This is a genomic window from Tunturibacter gelidoferens, assembly GCF_040358255.1.
Taxonomy (GTDB): domain Bacteria; phylum Acidobacteriota; class Terriglobia; order Terriglobales; family Acidobacteriaceae; genus Edaphobacter; species Edaphobacter gelidiferens.
Window position 1 is genome coordinate 4,255,778 of sequence record NZ_CP132938.1, and the last position, 19,456, is coordinate 4,275,233.

The 19,456-nt window shown below is 59.8% G+C and carries 12 protein-coding genes; 5 read left to right on the forward strand and 7 right to left on the reverse strand.

All coding sequences use genetic code 11. The annotated features are described in order from the left end of the window. The first annotated feature begins 153 nt into the window (after window positions 1-153). Together RBB81_RS18510 and RBB81_RS18515 are read left to right on the forward strand one after the other, a co-directional pair. On the forward strand, window positions 154-3,051 hold the full coding sequence (locus tag RBB81_RS18510) for a S53 family peptidase (RefSeq protein ID WP_353071650.1): 2,898 nt from the start codon (window positions 154-156) through the stop codon (window positions 3,049-3,051). Window positions 3,052-3,160: 109 nt separating this feature from the next. Next, window positions 3,161-3,565, forward strand: coding sequence for a nuclear transport factor 2 family protein (locus RBB81_RS18515; RefSeq protein WP_353071651.1), 405 nt, complete (start codon window positions 3,161-3,163; stop codon window positions 3,563-3,565). Between the two features lie 198 nt (window positions 3,566-3,763). On the opposite strand, the gene alaC is transcribed toward RBB81_RS18515, so the two are convergent. The 3 genes from alaC to RBB81_RS18530 form a co-directional block, all read right to left on the reverse strand. After that, window positions 3,764-4,945, reverse strand: a complete 1,182-nt coding sequence (gene alaC / locus RBB81_RS18520) for an alanine transaminase (RefSeq protein ID WP_353071652.1) — start codon at window positions 4,943-4,945, stop codon at window positions 3,764-3,766. A gap of 120 nt (window positions 4,946-5,065) precedes the next feature. Further along, window positions 5,066-5,551, reverse strand: coding sequence for a protein-disulfide reductase DsbD domain-containing protein (locus tag RBB81_RS18525; RefSeq protein ID WP_183787853.1), 486 nt, complete (start codon window positions 5,549-5,551; stop codon window positions 5,066-5,068). Continuing rightward, window positions 5,548-6,204, reverse strand: coding sequence for a TlpA family protein disulfide reductase (locus RBB81_RS18530; protein WP_353071653.1), 657 nt, complete (start codon window positions 6,202-6,204; stop codon window positions 5,548-5,550). The genes RBB81_RS18525 and RBB81_RS18530 overlap by 4 nt, the downstream gene beginning before the upstream one ends. Before the next feature lie 183 nt (window positions 6,205-6,387). On the opposite strand from RBB81_RS18530, the gene RBB81_RS18535 reads away from it, so the two are divergent. Beyond that, a complete protein-coding gene (locus RBB81_RS18535; protein WP_353071654.1) occupies window positions 6,388-7,389 on the forward strand; it encodes a KpsF/GutQ family sugar-phosphate isomerase in 1,002 nt (333 codons plus the stop codon). Window positions 7,390-7,436: 47 nt separating this feature from the next. Here the strand turns inward: RBB81_RS18535 and RBB81_RS18540 are convergent, their stop codons facing one another. Together RBB81_RS18540 and RBB81_RS18545 are read right to left on the reverse strand one after the other, a co-directional pair. Continuing rightward, window positions 7,437-7,838, reverse strand: coding sequence for a hypothetical protein (locus RBB81_RS18540; protein WP_353071655.1), 402 nt, complete (start codon window positions 7,836-7,838; stop codon window positions 7,437-7,439). Between the two features lie 109 nt (window positions 7,839-7,947). Then, on the reverse strand, window positions 7,948-8,652 hold the full coding sequence (locus RBB81_RS18545; protein WP_353071656.1) for a Crp/Fnr family transcriptional regulator: 705 nt from the start codon (window positions 8,650-8,652) through the stop codon (window positions 7,948-7,950). Between the two features lie 341 nt (window positions 8,653-8,993). On the opposite strand from RBB81_RS18545, the gene RBB81_RS18550 reads away from it, so the two are divergent. Together RBB81_RS18550 and RBB81_RS18555 are read left to right on the forward strand one after the other, a co-directional pair. Then, window positions 8,994-10,793 (forward strand): proline--tRNA ligase, encoded by a 1,800-nt coding sequence (locus tag RBB81_RS18550; RefSeq protein WP_353071657.1) that lies wholly within the window; start codon window positions 8,994-8,996, stop codon window positions 10,791-10,793. A 20-nt stretch (window positions 10,794-10,813) separates the two neighbouring features. Then, window positions 10,814-13,420 carry a transglycosylase domain-containing protein gene (locus tag RBB81_RS18555; RefSeq protein WP_353071658.1) on the forward strand — a complete coding sequence of 869 codons (2,607 nt, stop codon included), beginning with the start codon at window positions 10,814-10,816 and terminating at the stop codon, window positions 13,418-13,420. Window positions 13,421-13,662: 242 nt separating this feature from the next. On the opposite strand, the gene RBB81_RS18560 is transcribed toward RBB81_RS18555, so the two are convergent. Together RBB81_RS18560 and RBB81_RS18565 are read right to left on the reverse strand one after the other, a co-directional pair. Next, entirely contained in the window at window positions 13,663-14,589 is a 927-nt protein-coding gene (locus RBB81_RS18560; RefSeq protein WP_353071659.1) for an Fpg/Nei family DNA glycosylase, read from the reverse strand. Beyond that, entirely contained in the window at window positions 14,582-19,423 is a 4,842-nt protein-coding gene (locus tag RBB81_RS18565) for an Lhr family helicase (protein ID WP_353071660.1), read from the reverse strand. Before RBB81_RS18565 ends, RBB81_RS18560 begins: the two co-directional genes overlap by 8 nt. Between the last annotated feature and the right edge of the window lie 33 nt (window positions 19,424-19,456).

Below are 19,456 nucleotides of genomic sequence, written 5' to 3' on the forward strand. Positions count from 1 at the left end.
CGAACTCTTCGTTTGTACATGGCACAATCGTGGCACGTTACCGCCGCAACTGTTCTCTCGCAAAATCTATTAGAGTTCCCGCCAGCTCCTCTGCTAGTCTCTTGTCTGTTTCCCCCAACGCGTTCAGGCCCAAGAAAAGAGTAATAGCTCCATATGAAGCACCTTCGTCGAGTACTCCTGCCACTCCTTACCGTGGCCCTGCTGGTCTCCTCTCTGCCCTCGTTCTCCCAAACCCCTGCCTCCCAAACCACTTTCTCCCAAACTCCGGAGCCCCGAATAAAAGGCCCCATCACCGAGGCATCTCGCGTAGTCCTTTCCAACTCACGCACCCCCAGAGTCCACACCGCTGACGACCTCGGCGCCCTCTCCTCCGAGACACCCATCCCCGGCATCACGCTCGTCTTCAAGCGCTCCGCCACGCAGGAAGCCACCCTGCAAGAGCTTCTCTCCGCCCAGCAGAACCCAGCCTCGCCCCTCTATCACCAATGGCTCACCCCGGAGACCTTCGCCACCCGCTTCGGTGTCGCCGACCAGGACATCGCCGCAACTCAAAGCTGGCTCGTATCCCGCGGCTTTCACATCGACAGCGTCTCCCGCAGCCGCGACCGCATCACCTTCTCCGGCACCGCCGCGCAGGTCCAGGCCGCCTTCGGCACTGAGCTCCACAACTACCGCACCGAAGGCGAGCTACACTTCGCCCCCGCCGCCGACCTCACCCTCCCCGCCGAACTCACCCCCGTCACCGCCGCCGTCCTCCACCTCTCCGACTTCCGCCCCAAGCCAAACCTAAAAGTACAAACCCACCCCCATCCCGACTACACAACACTGGCAACCCAAACCCACTACCTCGGCCCACAAGACATCGCCACAATGTACGACCTGAACACGCTCTACAGCAGCGGGTTCACGGGTTCGGGCCAAGGCCTCGCTGTGGTCGGTCAGTCCGATGCGGATACTACCTCCGCGGTCTCGTTCTTCAAGGGAAACCTCTCGCCGGGCAGCATCGGTAACATCAGCTTTGTCCTGGTTCCAGGCTCAGGTGTCGAGGCCATCTCGCCAGGCGATGAGGGGGAGTCCGAGATCGACCTCGAATACTCCTCCGGTATCGCAACAGAGGCCAACATATTCTTCGTTCATGTAGGTGCCAACCAGAACTACGATGTCTTTGACGCCCTGGCGTTCACGATCGACCAGAATATAGCCCCCGTAATCAGCATCAGTTATGGCGTCTGCGAATCGCTGATGAGCGCGACAGATCTCGATCAGGGAAATGCGCTCTTCGAACGAGCGGCCGCCCAAGGACAAACCATTGTCGCTGCTGCGGGTGACAGCGGCTCCACAGCTTGCGTCGATTTCACCTCTTCAGGGCTCTCGCTCACGCAGCAACAGGCTCTCTCGGTCTCCTATCCTGCGGACAGTCCCTATGTCACAGCAATTGGCGGAACCCAGATGGCAACGGGAACCTTTGCCCCAGGGTCCAGTCAATATTGGTCAGCCGCCACCAACGAAAACCTGAGCAGTTCTCTACTTTCCTACGTTCCAGAGGTGGTTTGGAACGAGGGTTCGTCTTCGTTCGGCATCGCCGCGGGTGGGGGTGGGGCCAGCACCCACTTCTCCAGACCCACATGGCAGTCCGCCGTTCCCGGGATACCTTCTGGAGCCTATCGCCTATTGCCCGACGTCGCGCTTCAGTCCTCCATCGCCAGTCCCGGCTTTCTGTTCTGCTCCGGCGACCCTTCCCTGACGAACTCACAAGGGGAGACAGCCAGTTGTGCCAATGGACTGGGAGGTAGCAACACGAACTTCCCCGTAGCCGGAGGAACTAGCTTTGCCACGCCCATCTTCGCTGGTCTAATCGCCATCCTCAACCAGGCCCAGCAGGAAACAGGACAGGGAAACATCAACCCCATCCTGTACGGCCTGGCATCAAATCCTGCATCGTATGCAGCGGTATTTCACGATATTGTCTCGGGCACGAATGCCTGCGCTTCCACCACTCCCTCTTGCGCAGCGCCCGGCGAGTCAGGATATGCGGCAACCCCGGGGTATGACGAGGCCACCGGCCTGGGCAGCGTCGATTTCGGCCAGTTGGCCAAGGCGTTACCTCCGAGCCCAACCACGAAACTAGTGCCGACCACAATCCGGATCAATTCTGTCTATACCGATAATCCGGGAGACATCGCTGTTCAAATCAGCGTGGAACCGGCCATCTCTGCTGTCAATGCCGCCGCTCTCACCGGCAGCATTTCGGTGTCCCTCGATGGCACTGTCTTGAACCCTTTGCTTGCGTTCCCGTCGACTCCTTACTATAACGACGGCGGCCAACTCATCACCTTTCCTTTTCCGCAGCCGTCGACCCCCGGATCGCATCTGCTGACGGTCGCCTATCCGGGCGACGCAACGCTTTCACCTTCCATCGCAACCTACGCCTTCCAGGTCGGGAACCTGACAGCGACCGGCAGTTTCACGGTGGCAGCCGCAAACATCACGGTCGCAAACGGCAGCCAGGGCAGCATTCCAATCAGCGCAACACCCGCTGGAGGCTACAGTGGCAGGGTCGCCTGGTCTCTCGCCGCCGCTACGTCTACTGGCACCTCTGAGGTGTGTTATTTCATCAGCGCATCGACCACCAACAATCCGAACGCGGCCACACTGAACATCGGCGTCGGCTCGGCATGTACTCGCGTAGTTTCGGGCGAACCTACGAGCTTTCGCACTCTCACCTCACACGCATCTTCGAGACGAGAAACGTCATCGAAGTGGCGCAGCACGCCAGGAATTGTCATCTATGCAGGCCTGCTGGTCGGCGGATCCTTCTTTACGAGAAGACGAAGAAGACTCAGCCCATCACTGTGGCTCGCTGTCGCGTTCATCACAATAGCGAGCCTGGGACTCTCGGGCTGCGGAGGAAGTGGAGGTGGAAGTTCCGGCGGAACCGGCAATACAACACCCCCGCCCAACGCGAGCACCTACACCCTCACACTGACCGGAACCGATTCCGTGAACACCGCAATCAAAGCTTCAACCAACTTCACCCTCACGGTAAATTAGCCGGATTCACCCGAACCCCGAAGCGTCACGGCTACCGTAATCAGGAAATTTGAAACCCTGAGCCACGCTAGACTATCTCCATCTCTGAAACTGCCGAAATGGTTTCATTATGCAAATCGCCGACCACCTGAAGTCCCTCGAAGAACATCTCCTCGACCCCACCGTCCGCCGCGACTCGGAAACCGTCGCCTCCTATCTCGCCGACGACTTCCTCGAGTTCGGTGGCTCAGGCCGAGTCTTCGACAAAGCCGCCATCCTCGAAGACCTCGCAAAAGAGTTTCAAGACGAACCACCCCGCCCAGCCTCCCTCCTCTCTGACTTCAAAACCAGAGAACTAGCCCCCAACGTCATCCTCGCAACCTACAAAGCTACCCGGCGCAACGCGGCGGGAGAACCAATCGGCCAGTCCTTGCGAAGCTCCATCTGGACGCACGTCAACGGCCAATGGCAGATCACCTTCCACCAAGGCACCCCGATACCCGCCACTCAAAACCCACCCGCAACCCGAAAATAAACCTCAAAACATGGCGTATTTTTCGCGCCTGAAAATGCGACTGCAAAACACCACGTCCCCACCACAATCCACCACGTTCCTCACCACAACTCACCATCGCCAAACACCACATTTTCCCAAAACACCCCTCAAAAACACCAGCAAAAAAGCAAAAGCCCTGGCTCTCACCAGGGCAAATATTTTTGCAAAATTCGATCTTCAACCAGCCTTAAACATCTGCTTAATCCCCCGCAGCGCCTGCCGTGTCCGCTCCTCATTTTCAATCAACGAAAACCGAACATGCCCGTCCCCATGCTCGCCAAAACCCACGCCAGGGCTCACCGCAACCTTAGCCTCCAGCAGCAGCTTTTTCGAAAACTCAACAGATCCAAGCCCCTTGTACTGTTCCGGAATCCTCGCCCACGCAAACATCGTAGCCTTCGGCAGATCCACCGGCCATCCCAGCTTATTCAACCCCGGCACCAGAACATCCCGCCGTTCCTTGTAAATATCGCGAATCTCCGCCACACACTCCTGCGGCCCATCCAGCGCGCAGATTGCCGCCACTTGAATCGGCGTAAAAGTCCCATAGTCGAAGTAGCTCTTGATGCGTCCCAAAGCCGCGACCAGCTTGGTGTTTCCCACCATGAAGCCGACCCGCCAGCCCGGCATATTGTAACTCTTCGAGAGCGTAAAGAACTCCACCGCAATCTCCTTAGCTCCAGGAACTTCAAGGATGCTCGGAGCACGATAGCCATCGAAAACTATATCCGCGTAAGCAAGATCGTGAACAATGTAGATCCCCAACTCCCTGCACAGCGCGACGATCCGCTCAAAGAAAGAAAGCTCCACGCACTGCGCCGTAGGGTTCGAAGGAAAGTTCAGAATCAGCAGCTTCGGTCGCGGCTCCATACGCGGCAGATCATGTTCCAACTCCTCCAGCAGCGCCTCCGCAGTCCCGCCCCGCATAGGAATGCTCTGCACCTTCGAGCCCGCAATAACCGGCCCAAAGATGTGAATCGGATAGCTCGGATTCGGAACAGCTACCGTGTCCTCATCATCCAGCACCGCCAGACAAAGATGCGCAATCCCCTCCTTCGAACCGATCGTAACAATCGCCTCGGTCTCAGGATCGAGATCCACATCGTAGCGCCGCTTGTACCAGTTACAAATCGCTTTCCGCAGCCGCGGCACCCCTCGCGACAACGAGTAGCGATGCGTAGCCGTCCGCTGCGCCGCTTCAATCAGCTTGTCGACAATATGCTTCGGCGTGGCACCGTCGGGATTCCCCATCCCGAAATCAATGATGTCTTCCCCACGCTTGCGTGCCGCAGCCTTCAGCTCACTTGTAATGTTGAATACGTACGCCGGCAGCCGTGTCAGCCTTCGAAATTCTTCCATTTCCGTCCGCCCGCTCCTGTCTGTCCTGTTCCTCCATGATGCCACCACTCCATGAAAAAAACCGTCAGACGTATCGAGCCTACCAACAGAAATCTTCCAGCTTGACGCACAAGCCCGAAGCTACTTCGCCGTAAAGATTACCTGTACCGGCAGGCTCTTCGGCGGATAGCACGCCGCATGATCGCATGCTTGATACCGAAGCGTTCCATCCACACTATGCGTCCCCGCCTCAGCCACCACCGGCAGCCTCACGGTAAACGTCCCCGTGTAAACGTCAAGCTTCTCCGTCGGATCGAAGCTAAAGCTGTAGGACGTACCAGTCGGATACTCAACCGCCTCAGCCTTCACTCCAGTCGCCGGCTGCAACTCTATCCTGGTCGGAATCAACAGCTCCGACTTGGGCGTGTGCGAGTTCACATGGTAGCCATCCAGCACGCGAAAGTGCAGCTCCACCACGCTGCGCTTGCCTGCAACGACATTCTGCTGATCAGCCCCATACACAACATACGACTTCGGCTTCACGACCGGAGCATCAAGATTGCCCACCTGCTGCGCCGCCAACCCGATTGGCAACGCGATCAACAACCCCGCAAACAATCCCGTCACTGTCCACCCGCCGCCGTCGTCGCTCCCGAAGCAACAATCTTCTTGATGTGCGCTTCGATCTCATCCTTGCTTCCGAGCCCAGCCGTCTCCTCGACGATCACGCCGTTCTTGTCGACATAGAACGACATCGGCAGATAGTCCATCCCATCCGGTCCGCCATAAGCCTTTTGGATCTTCCCATCGGTGAGCAAAATGGGATAAGTCACCCCTGTCTTCTGCGCCACCTTTGCGATCGCATCCTTGCCCGCATCGACATCATCCGCCAGCCCGAGTATCTCCAAACCCTGCGCCGCATACTGTTTGCGAAACTCTTCAAACCACGGCATCTCCACCTTGCAGGGCCCGCACCAAGTCGCCCAGAAGTTCACCAGAACGGGCCGGCCCTTATAGTCGCTCAGCGAAACCTTCTTACCATCCAGCGTCACGAGCGTGAAGCCAGGGGCAACCTTGCCACGCATCTGCATCGCCTCTGCTTCGGGCGACTGGGAATCTGTCTGCGCCGCCGGCCCCGCCTTCTCCGGCACAAGAACCACGTGGTTCTCCTGGGCCTGCTGCATCGCAAGCCTCCGCTCGCGCAGATTGTGCCATCCCGCCCACAACAGCAGCGCAATCCCAACCACCATCACACCAAAGACCAATCCACTCCGCTTCACGTGAGAAATCCTTTCAGCACGAACCTCGCGCCACACCAGTAGTTTAGACGCAAAGACCCCATAAACGATGCACCGGCAGCTTTCTCTGCAAGTTACACGACCCTCTCGTAGCCGAACCTCGAAAACGCACATCAGTCTTGCTCCGACGCAGACCTCTGCTAGCATCGACATGGTTCAGCCACTATGTCCAGCAAAGCCACCGCCCCATCCGATTCCCCGCGTCCCTCCGAGTTCGTCCGCATCGAAGCCGCCGCGCTCAACGAGCTAGCCCACCGCCTCGACACCACGCTGCTCGCCCCGTTTACCGAGGCGATCAATCATCTGCTTCAAGCCGCTACCAATCAAAGCCGAGTCATCGTCACCGGCATCGGCAAGAGCGGCATCATCGCGCGCAAGATCGCCGCCACTCTACGCTCCACCGGGACCCCGGCACACTTCCTGCACGCTGCCGAAGCGATTCACGGCGACCTCGGCATGCTCACCTCCGGCGGTGTCGTCCTGGCCCTCTCTTACAGCGGCGAAACGGAAGAGCTGCTCCGTCTCCTCCCCACGCTCAAGCGCCTCAACACCACACTGGTCGCCATCAGCGGCTGCGGCACCTCCACCCTCGCCCAGGCCAGCAACATCTTCCTCGACGCGAGCGTCTCTGTCGAAGCCTGCACCCTCAACCTCGCGCCCACCGCCTCCACCACCGTCATGCTCGCTCTCGGCGACGCCCTCGCCCTCGAAGTAAGCCGCCTCCGTCAATGGAAGGTCGAAGACTTCGCCGACCTCCATCCCGGCGGCCGCATCGGCAGACGGCTCGCCCGCGTCCGCGAGCTGATGCACACCGGCGATGCCCTCCCACAGGTCAGCGAATCCACGCCCATGCCGCAGGTCATCTATGAGATGTCGCGAAAAAAGCTCGGCATGACCACCGTCCTAAAAGACGGTCATTTAGCCGGTATGATCTCCGATGGCGACCTCCGCCGACTCCTCGAGCGCGACGGATCCCACGCCCTCGAACACACAGCCGCCGAAATCATGAACTCCCATCCCCACACGATTGAAGGCAGCGCCCTGGCCTCCTCAGCACTGGCCCTCATGGAGGACAAAAAGATCACCTCACTCATCGTCGTAGGCCCGGGTAGTCAGGTAGAAGGCGTCGTCCATCTCCACGACCTATGGACCCTGCAACTCACCTGATCCCGAAGCCGCATCGAACAATCAGTGTCATGTAATCTCGGCACCAATCAGGGAGCCAGCGTTGCCTCTCCATTGCCCTTCATTCCCTGCACACAATGGGGTAGAGGCCCACCCAGCAACCCCTTTGCACAAGCGATGAGTCGATCAGGACGTGACAAACAAATCGCATCAAACTTTCCATCCTGAAGCGGAAATTCAGTCCCCGCTTCGGATAGAACCATCAAAACTTTCGTCGTCTTGCAACACTTACGGATATCATCTGCGATCGACTCCACCTCACCCTCCAGAAGCGAATGACAGAGGACCACAAGATCCGGCCGTTCACTCTTTACCCTTCCGACCGCCTGCGACCCCAGGCAGTAGTTCACTTCGGCGCGGGTCTTCCTGAGCACGGCAGCCCGCGTTCCTAACAAGCGAACGTCCTGTCCCACCAAAAGAATCTTCGGCACGGTCGTCTCCGAATGGGCGTCTTCGACGCGTTTGAGCAAATCAAGAAGTGTGTTGGGTCTACGCAATCGCCCAGTGAGCCTAACAGAATACGAGCATCCTTTCAATCTCCTATTCGACATAACTCAATTCTGCTAAAAATTTTTTGGTAATGATCCGATCGTACGCAGAAGTAACAATGCTGTAGCACTCGCACGCCCTCCCGATCAGCGCCGGGCGATCCAAAATGTTGATCTTTCCGCGGCTGTACCCGATGACACCGGCTCTCTGCAGATCTCCGGCCGCCACCGTCACCGTCGACCGCTGCACCCCCAGCATTTGCGCCAGAAACTCCTGCGTCAGGTTCAACGACTCCGATTCCATCCGGTCGGCAGAGGTGAGCAGCCATCGCGCCAGCCTCGCATCCACCTCGTGCATCCGGTTGCACAGCACCGACTGAGACGTCTGTGCAAGTTGTAAATAGGCGAACGAATGTACGAGCCGCTGTAGCATTCCACCCTTCAAAAACTGATCGCGCACGATGGAAGATCGGATTCGTAGCCCCTCGCCTACTCCCTGCATCAACACCGAGTGCGACATTTGAGGCTGATCCAGAAGCGCCGGCAGCCCCGAGAATCCCTCACGGCCAATCACTCCAACCTCTACTGATTCGCCTTTCTCGGTTAGCGCATCGGTCGAGATCAGGCCGCTATTCAAAAAATAGATAAACTCGACAGGTTCGTTGGGTTCGGAGAGACGCGTGCCTAACGGCAGTTCCACAGGCACAAGAAACTTGGCCAACGCCTCATACTCGGCATCCGGCAACTGAGCCAGCATGAGATTTCTTGGTCGCGGTAGTGACTCAGTCATAGTGTGGTTATTTCGCACCCCGAGGTCCTTTGCACGAGAGTCGCCTCTCTAGCCGCAAAGACGAGTTGCCCACACATTGCAGGGCGGGTAGATGCGATTGATTGGACTCTACGCTTTATCAAGATAGAAAGTATGTCGCATGAACGACATAGCGAATAGAATGCAGACCTAACCCCATTGCATGCCCCATCAACCCGAACAAACCTCGTCCCCAAATAAATCCGAAGTCACCCGGTTTAGAATGGAGGCTCATCTTAAAATGCTCACGCAGCCACGATGCGATGGGCCGGAAAGCGCCTTTTTTGACAATGCATCGTTGGTCTCAACTTTTTATCCCCACCCTCCGTGAAGCACCCGCAGATGCCGAAGTCGCCAGCCACAAGCTTCTCCTCCGCGCCGGTTATATCCGCCAACTCGGCGCTGGCATCTACAGCTACCTCTTCCTCGGCAATCGTTCCGTCAACAAGATCGTCGCCATCGTGCGCGAAGAGATGGACCGCATCGGCCAGGAGTTCCTGCTCCCCGCACTGAACCCTAAAGAAGTCTGGGAGGCCAGCGGCCGGTGGTCCGGCATGGGCGAAAACATGTTCCGTCTCAAGGACCGCAAGGGCGCCGAGCTCTGCCTCGCAATGACCCACGAGGAGATCGTCACCGACATCGCTCGCAAGGAACTCCGCAGCTACAAACAGCTCCCCCAGATCTGGTACCAGATCCAAACCAAGTTCCGCGACGAGCCCCGTCCCAAATCCGGCCTGCTTCGCGTCCGCCAGTTCCTCATGAAGGACGCCTACTCCTTCGACATCGATGAAGCCGGCCTCGACATCTCCTACAACAAACACGATCAGGCCTACCGCCGCATCTTCACTCGCTGCGGCCTGCAGTTCGTCGCCGTCGACGCCGACTCCGGCGCCATGGGCGGCTCCGCCTCGCAGGAGTTCATGGTCTACACCGACGCAGGCGAAGATCTCATAGCCAGCAGCGCCTCAGGCTACGCCGCCAACCTCGAAAAGGCCACCTCGCAGCTTGCTCCCGTCGATGACCTCGCCCCCACCGGCGACGGCCTCCCCGAGCTTGTCCATACCCCAGGCCAGCGCACCATCGACGAGGTCGGAGCCTTCCTCAACCTCGCCCCGGTCCATCAGATCAAGACCATGGCCTATATGGCCGAACTCAAAGAATCAGACCACGCCAAACTCGGCAAACTCCGCCCCGTCGTAGTCTTCCTGCGCGGCGACCACTCCATCAACGAAGCAAAGCTCCTTCTCCTGGCCGGCGGTGAACTCCGCCCCATGGTCACCGAAGAGATCGAAGCCACCTTCAAAGCACCCGCAGGATATCTCGGTCCCATCGGCCTCGAAGCCGCTCCGCACCCAAAGAAACCCGGCACCCTGGTCATCCTCGACAAAGCCCTCGAAGGCCGCACCAACCTTATCGCCGGAGCCAACAAAGAGGAGTATCACCTCCGCAACGTCACGCCCACCCGCGACTTCAAGTCCACCCTCGTCGCCGACGTCCGCAACATCATCGAAGGCGAACTCGATCCCATCGGCGGTCAGCCCCTGCGTCTCGGCACGGCGGTCGAGATCGGCCACATCTTTAAACTAGGCAACAAATACACGACAAGCATGGGAGCCTCTGTCCTCAACCGTGACGGCAAAGAGGTCACTCCGATCATGGGCTGCTACGGCATCGGCATCGAACGCATCCTCACCGCGGCGATCGAAACTTCCGCCGCCGCCAACCAGGGTGCAAGCTACGTTCTTCACCCCGCCATCGCCCCCTTCCAGGTCGTCGTCACCATCACCAACGTTGGTGACGAGGCCCTCCTCGCCGCAGGTGAAAAAATAGCAGCGGACCTCGAAGCCGCTGGTGTTGACGTCCTCCTCGACGACCGCGACGAGCGCGCAGGCGTCAAGTTCAAAGACGCCGATCTCGTTGGAATCCCTTACCGAATCAATATTGGTCGCGGAGTCGCCGAGGGCAAGGTAGAATTTCTCGACCGTCTCCGGAGCGTCACCGAAGACGTCGCCATCAACGAGGTTACCGCGAAGGTATCCGGCCAGATAACCTCTACGCTGAACAACTCGCTCCCCGCAGCTGGCCTCTAAACGTCCAACGAAAGAGCATCTTGCCAGTCAAACTCAAATACGGCAGCAACGCCCGCACCGGCACCAAAGCTCTAGCTCTGGAGTCACGTCTTCTACGCATCGCGCTCATCACGTTGCTTGCCATTCTGGTAGTCGGCTGCAGCGTCTTCGGCTACTTCTACTACCACTACCAACGCGTTGTCGATGACCGCATCGCCGCCGGCCCCATCTTCGCCAGCGTCTCGCAGATCTACGCCGCGCCGCGCGAGGTCCGTGCCGGACAGAAGCTCTCCGCCGCAGCCATTGCCGCCGACCTGCGTCAGGCAGGCTACAACGCCAACTCCCACCTCGGCACCTACCAGCTCAACGCTGACAACATCTTCATCAAACCCGGCCCCGAGAGCTACCACAACACCGACGGCGCCACCATCAACACCTCCGGCGGAGTCGTCCAAAGCATCACTGCCGAAAACGGAGTGACCCTCAGCGCCTACGAGCTTGAGCCTCAACTCATCACCGCCCTCTCCGAAGACAAAAACCGCACCAAGCGCCGCCTCGTCTCCTACGACGAGATCCCTCCCCGCATGGTGCAGGCCGTCATCGCCATCGAAGACCGCGACTTCTTCAACCACGGCGGTATCAACTATCTCCGTATCGCCAAATGCGCCTTCTCCGACCTCGTCACTCACCATCGCACCTGCGGCGGCTCCACACTCACCCAGCAGCTCGCGAAAAATCTCTTCCTCTCGCCCGAAAAGCGCATCAAGCGCAAGATGATCGAGATCCTCATCACCTTCCAGCTCGAAGCCCGCTTCAACAAAAAGCAGATCTTCGAGATGTACGCGAATGAGATCAACCTCGGCCAGCGCGGCAGCTACGCTATCAACGGCTTCGGTGAGGCCGCACAGACCTTCTTCGGCAAGAACCTCCAGCAGCTCGACCTCGCCGAGTCCGCTCTCCTCGCCGGCACCATCCAGTCACCCACTCGCCTCAACCCCTACCGGCATCCCGAGCGCGCCATGGAGCGCCGCAACGTAGTCCTCGACTCCATGGTCGAAACCGGCGCCATCACCGCCAGTCAGGCGCAAGCCGCAAAGGCCGAGCCCCTCCGCCTCGCGCCGCCCAACATTGACGCCAGTGAAGCCCCCTACTTCGTCGACCTCGTCCACGACCAGCTCGTCAAGCACATCGGCGACCAGGACATCGCCCACCAGAGCCTCCGCATCTACACCTCGCTCGATCCCGAACTTCAACGCGTCGCCTCCGAGGCCGTCGAGATCGGAATGAAGAACGTTGACGAGCTCGTCCGCAAACTGCACAAGACGCCCAAGGGCGAACAGCCCGGCCCCATCACTTATCCCCAGGTTGCCCTCGTCGCCATCAACCCCCACACCGGACAGATCCTCGCCCTCGTAGGCGGCCGCAACTACGGCCTCTCCCAGCTCAACCACGCCGTCTCCCAGCGCCCCACCGGCTCCATCTTCAAACCCTTCGTCTACGCCGCGGCCTACAACAGCTCCCTCAACGGCCTCTCGCTCAGCAGCGAAGACGGCGGCGGGGGCGTCTTCACTGCTCTCACACAACTCAACGATGAAGAGACCACCTTCACCTACGACAATGGCCGCCAAACCTACACGCCAAAGAACCTCATCAGCGGCTATAAAGGCGACGTCACCGCAGCATACGCTCTCGCTCACTCCCTCAACGCGGCCACTGTTCAGCTGGGCCAGATGGTAGGTTTCGACAACGTTGCCGCGCTGGCCCGTTCTTCCGGCATCACCAACGCCCGCGGCACTCCTTCGGTTGCCATCGGCACCTACAATGCCACACCAATCGACATGGCGGGCGCCTACACGGTCTTCGCCAACAACGGCGTCCACCTTACCCCGTGGATGCTCGCCTCCGTCCGTAACGCGAGCGGCGACATCGTCTCCGACTTCTCTCCCGAGGCCAAGCAAGTCATGGATCCTCGCGCCGCCTACCTCACCCAGTCGCTGCTCGAAGGCGTAATGAACTACGGCACCGCCGCCGCCGTCAGAGGCCATGGCTTCACCGCACCAGCCGCCGGCAAGACCGGAACCAGTCACGACGCCTGGTTCGCCGGCTACACCTCCAACCTCATCTGCATCATCTGGGTCGGCAACGACGACTACACCGACGTCAAGATCGAGGGCGCACACGCCGCCGAACCGATCTGGACCGAGTTCATGAAGCGCGCCATCCAACTCCCCCAGTACTCCGACGTCAAGCCCTTCTCCCCACCCGAGGGCATCACCACCGCCCGCATCGACAAGACCTCGAACCTCCTGGCCGACTCCACCTGCCCCAGCAACATCCTCTACGCCGCCTTCCTCGACGGCACTGCCCCAACCAACACCTGCAGCCAGATGAGCGAAAGCCCCCAAAACCTCATCCAGAAGATCCTCGGCATAGGCGGCAGCAAATCAGAGACACCCCCACCGCCGCCCACCACCGGCGCCCCCATCGTGCGCGTCACACCTAACACCCCACCCGACGGCAACGCCCCCGACACCACCCAGCAGCCTGTCCAACCCAAGAAGAAAAACTTCCTGCAGAAGATCTTCGGCGGCGGCAAAGATAAAGACAAACAGCAACCGCAGCCGCAACCCACCCCGCCACCGCAATAAACAATCGTGCCCTCAAGCTCAGCTATCTAGCACCCAATCTTCCCGCGCCGCACAGCCCTCGCCCTTCCCACTGGAGCAGCCGACTCCCCATCCCCACCCAAGGCTGACACTCCGGACACCAATACGTCGACCGAGCCGGGTGCCCCATATCTCGATCTTGAGATGTGGGCATTCGCGCGAAGTCGCGAACCGTCGTAACTCGTTTCCGCAGCGATCCTCGGAAACGTCATGACTACAGACAGCTAGCACCCAATCTTCCCCCGCCGGACCACAGCCACCCTCCCCACCGGAGCAGCCGTCTCGCCCATCCCCACCCAAGGCTGGCACTCCGGACACCAATAGGTAGACCGCGCCTGCAGCCCCTGCTTCCGCATCATCACGGTCGCGCCACACCGCCGGCACTCTTGCCCCTGCCGTCCATACACCCACAGCCTCTCCTCGCGATTCGACGAGTGCGTCGTCCGCCGGTTCCCCGAATAAGTCACAATCCCGTCCTCTCCTCCCAGAGAAGAAGACCCATCCACCACATTCGCCTTCATGTATCTCCGAGACACCTCCACCATCACCTCCCTCTCTAGCGAAGTAATCGTCCTCATCGCGCGAAACGGATTCACTCCCGCCGCAAACGCCACCTCGCTCTTATAAACGTTCCCCAACCCCGCCAGCACCCGCTGATTCAGCAACACCACAGCAATCTCCGCCTCAGGATTCTCCCTCCCATACCCAGCCAGCCGAGCCACCCCACCTTCCACAGTAAAGTCATCGCTCAGCACATCCGGCCCCAACTTCGGCACCTGACTTGAACGCTCCAAAGATCGCGCCGTATGAAACTCCGCTACTGGGATATTAAATCCCACAGCCTCCCACTCCGCCGTCCGAACCACCACCCGCATCCGATCCCTACCCATCCACCACTTCTCTCCTGGCCGATAGAGATGCCAGCTGCCGCTCATCAACATATGCGTAACCAGAATCAAATCGCCCGAAAAAAATATCAGGCACCACTTCCCCCGCGACTCCACCCTCTCCACCGTTCTTCCCACAAGTGGCGCATCGTCATTCACCCGAGCCAGCTTCGCCAGCCCAGTCTCAAACCCCGTCACTACCTTGCCACCAATCGCCTTCTGAAGCGCCCGCGCCGCCCGATAGATTGTGTCCCCTTCAGGCATTCGCTCTCACCTCACCCCTCATACCCGGCAGCGGCGGCAATCCTCTCCGCACATTGAACCCCATAGCCCCCGCCGCAAACCCCGCATCGAGCAAAATCCGCGCCATCCAATGCTCCGCCACCGCAACCCCATTCACGCTCGCAATCAACATCCCACCCCTGCCCTGCGCATCCTCCTGGTCCTGCACGCGCGACACCAGAAACTCCGCCAGACTCCGCGCCACCTGCGATCGCTGCGGCTCCTCCTCCGGCAAAAACACCTGTAGATTCGGATTCCCCCTCCGCAGATAAGTCACCAACGCCCCATCGCAAAGAATCACCCGAGCCCCAACACTCCGCGTCAAAGAAGTTCCCTCCTCGGGAGCCGCAGGCCACCGCATCAAAGCCCCATAAGGATTCGCCGGATCGGTCGCCGCAAGTTGCAGCATCTCCGTCTTATCGCCCTGGTTCGAAACCCGCAGCGACCGCAGCAGATCCACGGCAGCCGGCAGCGCAAACTGCGTCGCCCCCAGATCCGCTGCAAAATATCCCCGCCGAATCTTTCCACTCTCCTCCAGCGCCTTCATCACGTCATAGATCGCCGAAAACCCACCCGGCAGATTCTCCGCATGCGCCGTCTCGCGAAACACCACGCCATAGCGCGTCAGCAACTGTTGCGCAATCGCATGACTCCACTCCGTCGCCGATCTCTCCATCGCAAACGCAGCAGGATTCAACGCCCATCGTCCCTGCGCCGTAGGCGGAGTCGTCCTTCTCGACCTGAACCCCGTCTGCTGATGCACCCTCCGCGCTGGCTTTCTCGAGCCACTCGCCGCCGGCCTCTCGCAGTACGCACGCAACGCCGCCAAGCCATCATTAGTCAGCATCCCGCGCCACACCAGGCTCCAAAGTGCCTCCAGCGTCTCACCCGGATACCCGCCCCCCACTCCATCATGCAGATCCTGAAAAAACGAAGCTCCGCGCCCCTTCAAATACTCCACAATCGCGGTCTCTCTCTCATTCAGCGCAGCTGGGTCATCGCTCTGAGTAGAACCAACTCCCCGCTCCTTCTGCTGCATCACCGACCGTCCAATCGGCCAAAGCATCGGCAGCTTCTCTGCAAGATAAAGCCCAATCCGACCATCTCTCTCGCCAATCGGATCAAACCCAACCCAGACCACCTCTCCCGCGGCGATCAACGTGTCCAGATCTGAACTCTTATACCCCACCAATCGCGTCGGCAGAATCTCCGTCTCCAGAATCGAAGCCGGCAACGGTGCTCCTTGCAGATTCTCAATCACATCCAGCAGCGCATCCAGTCCCCGCCGCGGCTGCACCACACCCTGCCACCGCGTAAACAGCCGCGCCAGCGTCCTCTGCTCCACCGGCTCGACCTCCTTCCGCAACCGAGCCAGCGACCTCCGCCGAATCGATCGCAGCACCTCGTTGTCGCACCACTCCCGATGAATTCCACCCGGCCGGAATCCACCCTCCACCACCTTGCCACTCTCAATTAACCGCTGCAGCACAGCCTCCACACTCTCCATCGGCAGGTCAAATCGCCCCGCCGCCTCAGGCGTCGTAAATGGACCATGCGTCCGCGCAAATCTCCTCATCAAGTCCAGCAGCGCATCCGGCATCTCCTGCAAAAACGCACCCGGCAATCCTGGCGGCAGCGGCACACCCAACGCATCCCGATACCGCGCCGCATCCTCCACCGCAATCAACCGCTTCTCCCTTACAATCTGAACCTCGAGCACTCGACGAGCCCGCATCAGCTTCCCTACCGCTTCTGCAACCTCATCCGTTACACATCGAGAGCGCAGTTCCTCCCGCGTCAGGTCCCCAAGCCGCAGCAACAGATCATGCACGCCATCCATATTCCGCGCACGATAACCCTCAGCCACACACTGCAGCTGCTCCTCCGTCTCCTCAATCGCATTAATATCAAGCAACTCCCGAAGATCCGCATCCCCCATCAGCTCGCGCAACTGATCCTGATCGATCGAAAGCGCCTGCGCCCGTCTCTCAGCCAGCGGAGCATCCCCGTCATAGATATAGTTCGCCACATAGCTGAACAACAACGCCGAAGCAAACGGTGAAGGCGTCCGCGAATCCACCGTATGCACTCGCAGCGCCCGGCTACCAATATTCCTCAACGTCTCCATCAATGCCGGCATATCAAATACATCCCGCAGACACTCCCGGTAAGCCTCCAGCACAATCGGAAACGAAGCATACTGGCTCGCCACACTCAACAAGTCATACGCTCTCTTCCTCTGCTGCCACAGCGGAGTCCGTCCATCCGCCCTCCTCCTCGGCAGTAACAGAGCCCGCGCCGCGCTCTCCCGGAACTTCGCCGCAAACAAAGCCGTCGACCCCAACTGCCGCAACACCAGCTCAGCCGCCTCCTCAGCCTCCAGCAAAATCGGCTCAATCGCAGGAGCCTCTTCGGTCTCGGGAAAGCGCAACACAAAGCCATCCTCCGACCACATCGTCTCCACCTCCTGCCCGTTCCCCGCGCGTAGTTTCGCCGTCACCGCCATCGCCCACGGCGCATGCACCCGACTGCCAAAGGGAGTCAGCACGCACACCCGCCAATCCCCCAGCTCATCCCTGACGCGCTCAATCACAATATTCCGGTCATCAGGAACAACGACAGTAGCCAACTCCTGGTCCGCCAGATAGCGCAACACGTTCTCCGCCGCCCCCGGCTCCAGATCATGCTCCGTCGTCAGCCGAGCCATCGCCACGCTCCGCGGAGCATCCCGCAACTCCCTCACCAGCGCCCCAATCCTTCGTCCAAACTCCAGCGGCCGCCCAGCCTGATCCCCATGCCAGAATGGCATCTTCCCCGCCTCACCCGGCGCCGGCGTCACCAGCACCCGGTCATGCGTAATCTCGTCGATCCTCCACGTCGAAGCCCCAAGGATGAAGGTATCCCCCGTCCGACTCTCGAAGACCATCTCCTCATCCAGCTCACCCACCCGCACCGGTTTCGATCGCTGCCCTGCCAGAAACACCCCATACGTCCCACGATCAGGAATCGTCCCACCGTTCAAAATCGCAATCCGCTTCACCCCTGCCCGAGGAGTAATCCAGTTCCTTGTCCTGTCCCACGTAATCCTCGGACGCAGCTCAGCAAACTCATCCGACGGATACCGCCCCGCCAGCATATCCAGCACTCCATCGAAGACACTCTGGATCAACCCCGCAAACGGAGCCGCACCCCGCACCAGCGCAAACAGCGCAGCGTAGCTGATCCCCGGGCTCTCCTCTTCCTCCGTCTTATGCTTCGTCCGTCGCTCCGCATCTCCGACGTTCAACGGTGGATGAGCGATCACTGCCACCATCTGCTGCGCCAGCACATCCAGCGGGTTCCGCAGAAATCGCGTCGACTCCACATGGCCCTCATGCATCGCCCGCGTTACCGCCGCGCACGCAATCAAATCAGCCCGATACTTCGGAAAGATAATCCCATGCGACGGCGCGCCCACCTGGTGCCCCGCTCTTCCAATCCGCTGCATCCCGCTAGCCACAGAGGGCGGCGCCTCAATCTGAATCACCAGATCGATCGCCCCCATGTCGATCCCCAGCTCCAAAGAAGACGTAGCCACCAGCGCCTTGATCTTTCCCGCCTTCAGCAGCTCCTCAATCTCCGTCCTCTGTGTAGCCGCAAGCGAGCCATGGTGCGCCCGTGCAATCTGCTCTCCCGCAAGCTCATTCAGCGCGCCGGCCAACCGCTCCGCCACCCTTCGCGCATTCACAAAGATCAGCGTAGAGGTCCGCCCCTGAATAATCTCCAGCAGTCGCGGATGAATCGACTGCCAGATCGAAGTCCTCTTCGGCCCCTGCGAAGCAGGCCCGCTTGGCTGCTCCTGAATCTCCCCCAGCCGCGCCATATCCTCAACTGGAACCTCGACCTTCAACTCCAGCAGCTTTCGAGCACCGGCGTTCACCACAGTCACCGCACGAAATCTCGCCGCACCAGCCCCCACATCTACCTGCGTGTCCTCTCGACCAGCCACCTCCATCAACACACTGGCAGTCTCCGCGTCGGCCTCCGCAGCGTGGCTCAAATTTGTATCTTTCTTCGCTACATATTCAGTGGTCTCCGCACCGCCAAGAAAACGCGCCACCTCCTCAAGCGGCCTCTGCGTCGCAGACAGCCCAATCCGCTGCAGCCTCCTCCCAGTCAACGCCTCCAGCCTCTCCAGCGACAGCGCCATATGCGCCCCGCGTTTGCTCGGAACCAGCGCATGAATCTCATCCACAATCACCGTCTCTACCGCCCGCAGCGACTCACCCGCCTCTGAGGTCAGCAACAGATACAGACTCTCCGGCGTAGTAATCAGAATGTCGCCAGGATGCTTGCGAAACCGCGCACGCTCCTTCTGCGACGTGTCCCCCGTTCGCACACTAATCTCCGGCATCCGCACCGCGACGCCCTCGCGCTTCGCCATGTTCGCGATCCCCACAAGAGGAGACCTGAGATTGCGCTCCACATCCGCCGCCAGCGCCTTCAGCGGTGAAAGATACACCACCCTGCACCCTCTCTCAGCCTCAAGAGCCGTCCGCATCATCAATCTGTCGAGACACCACAGAAACGCCGTCAGCGTCTTCCCCGTGCCCGTCGGCGCAAGTATCAGCGTCGACTCTCCACGAGCAATCACCGGCCAACCCTCCACCTGCGGAGCCGTCGGCGCATCAAACACAGCCCGAAACCACTTCGCCGTTATCGGATGAAACAGCGCAAGCGCCGCCTCACCGCTGAGATTCTCAGGCAGCAACGGCTCCGTCTTCTCCGGTACGATCTTCTTCTTCGACTTAGAAGGCTTAGTAGTCTTTGGCGGCATGGTCAAAGTGTGCGCTCTCGGCAGCATAACTAC

Excerpts from the sequence above, each read along its gene's own strand:
- RBB81_RS18510 (WP_353071650.1), top strand. The coding sequence starts at position 154 with ATGAAGCACCTTCGTCGAGTACTCCTGCCACTCCTTACCGTGGCCCTG.
- RBB81_RS18515 (WP_353071651.1), top strand. The coding sequence starts at position 3,161 with ATGCAAATCGCCGACCACCTGAAGTCCCTCGAAGAACATCTCCTCGAC.
- alaC (WP_353071652.1), bottom strand. The coding sequence starts at position 4,945 with ATGGAAGAATTTCGAAGGCTGACACGGCTGCCGGCGTACGTATTCAAC.
- RBB81_RS18535 (WP_353071654.1), top strand. The coding sequence starts at position 6,388 with ATGTCCAGCAAAGCCACCGCCCCATCCGATTCCCCGCGTCCCTCCGAG.
- RBB81_RS18545 (WP_353071656.1), bottom strand. The coding sequence starts at position 8,652 with ATGCTGGCTCAGTTGCCGGATGCCGAGTATGAGGCGTTGGCCAAGTTT.
- RBB81_RS18550 (WP_353071657.1), top strand. The coding sequence starts at position 8,994 with ATGCATCGTTGGTCTCAACTTTTTATCCCCACCCTCCGTGAAGCACCC.
- RBB81_RS18560 (WP_353071659.1), bottom strand. The coding sequence starts at position 14,589 with ATGCCTGAAGGGGACACAATCTATCGGGCGGCGCGGGCGCTTCAGAAG.
- RBB81_RS18565 (WP_353071660.1), bottom strand. The coding sequence starts at position 19,423 with ATGCCGCCAAAGACTACTAAGCCTTCTAAGTCGAAGAAGAAGATCGTA.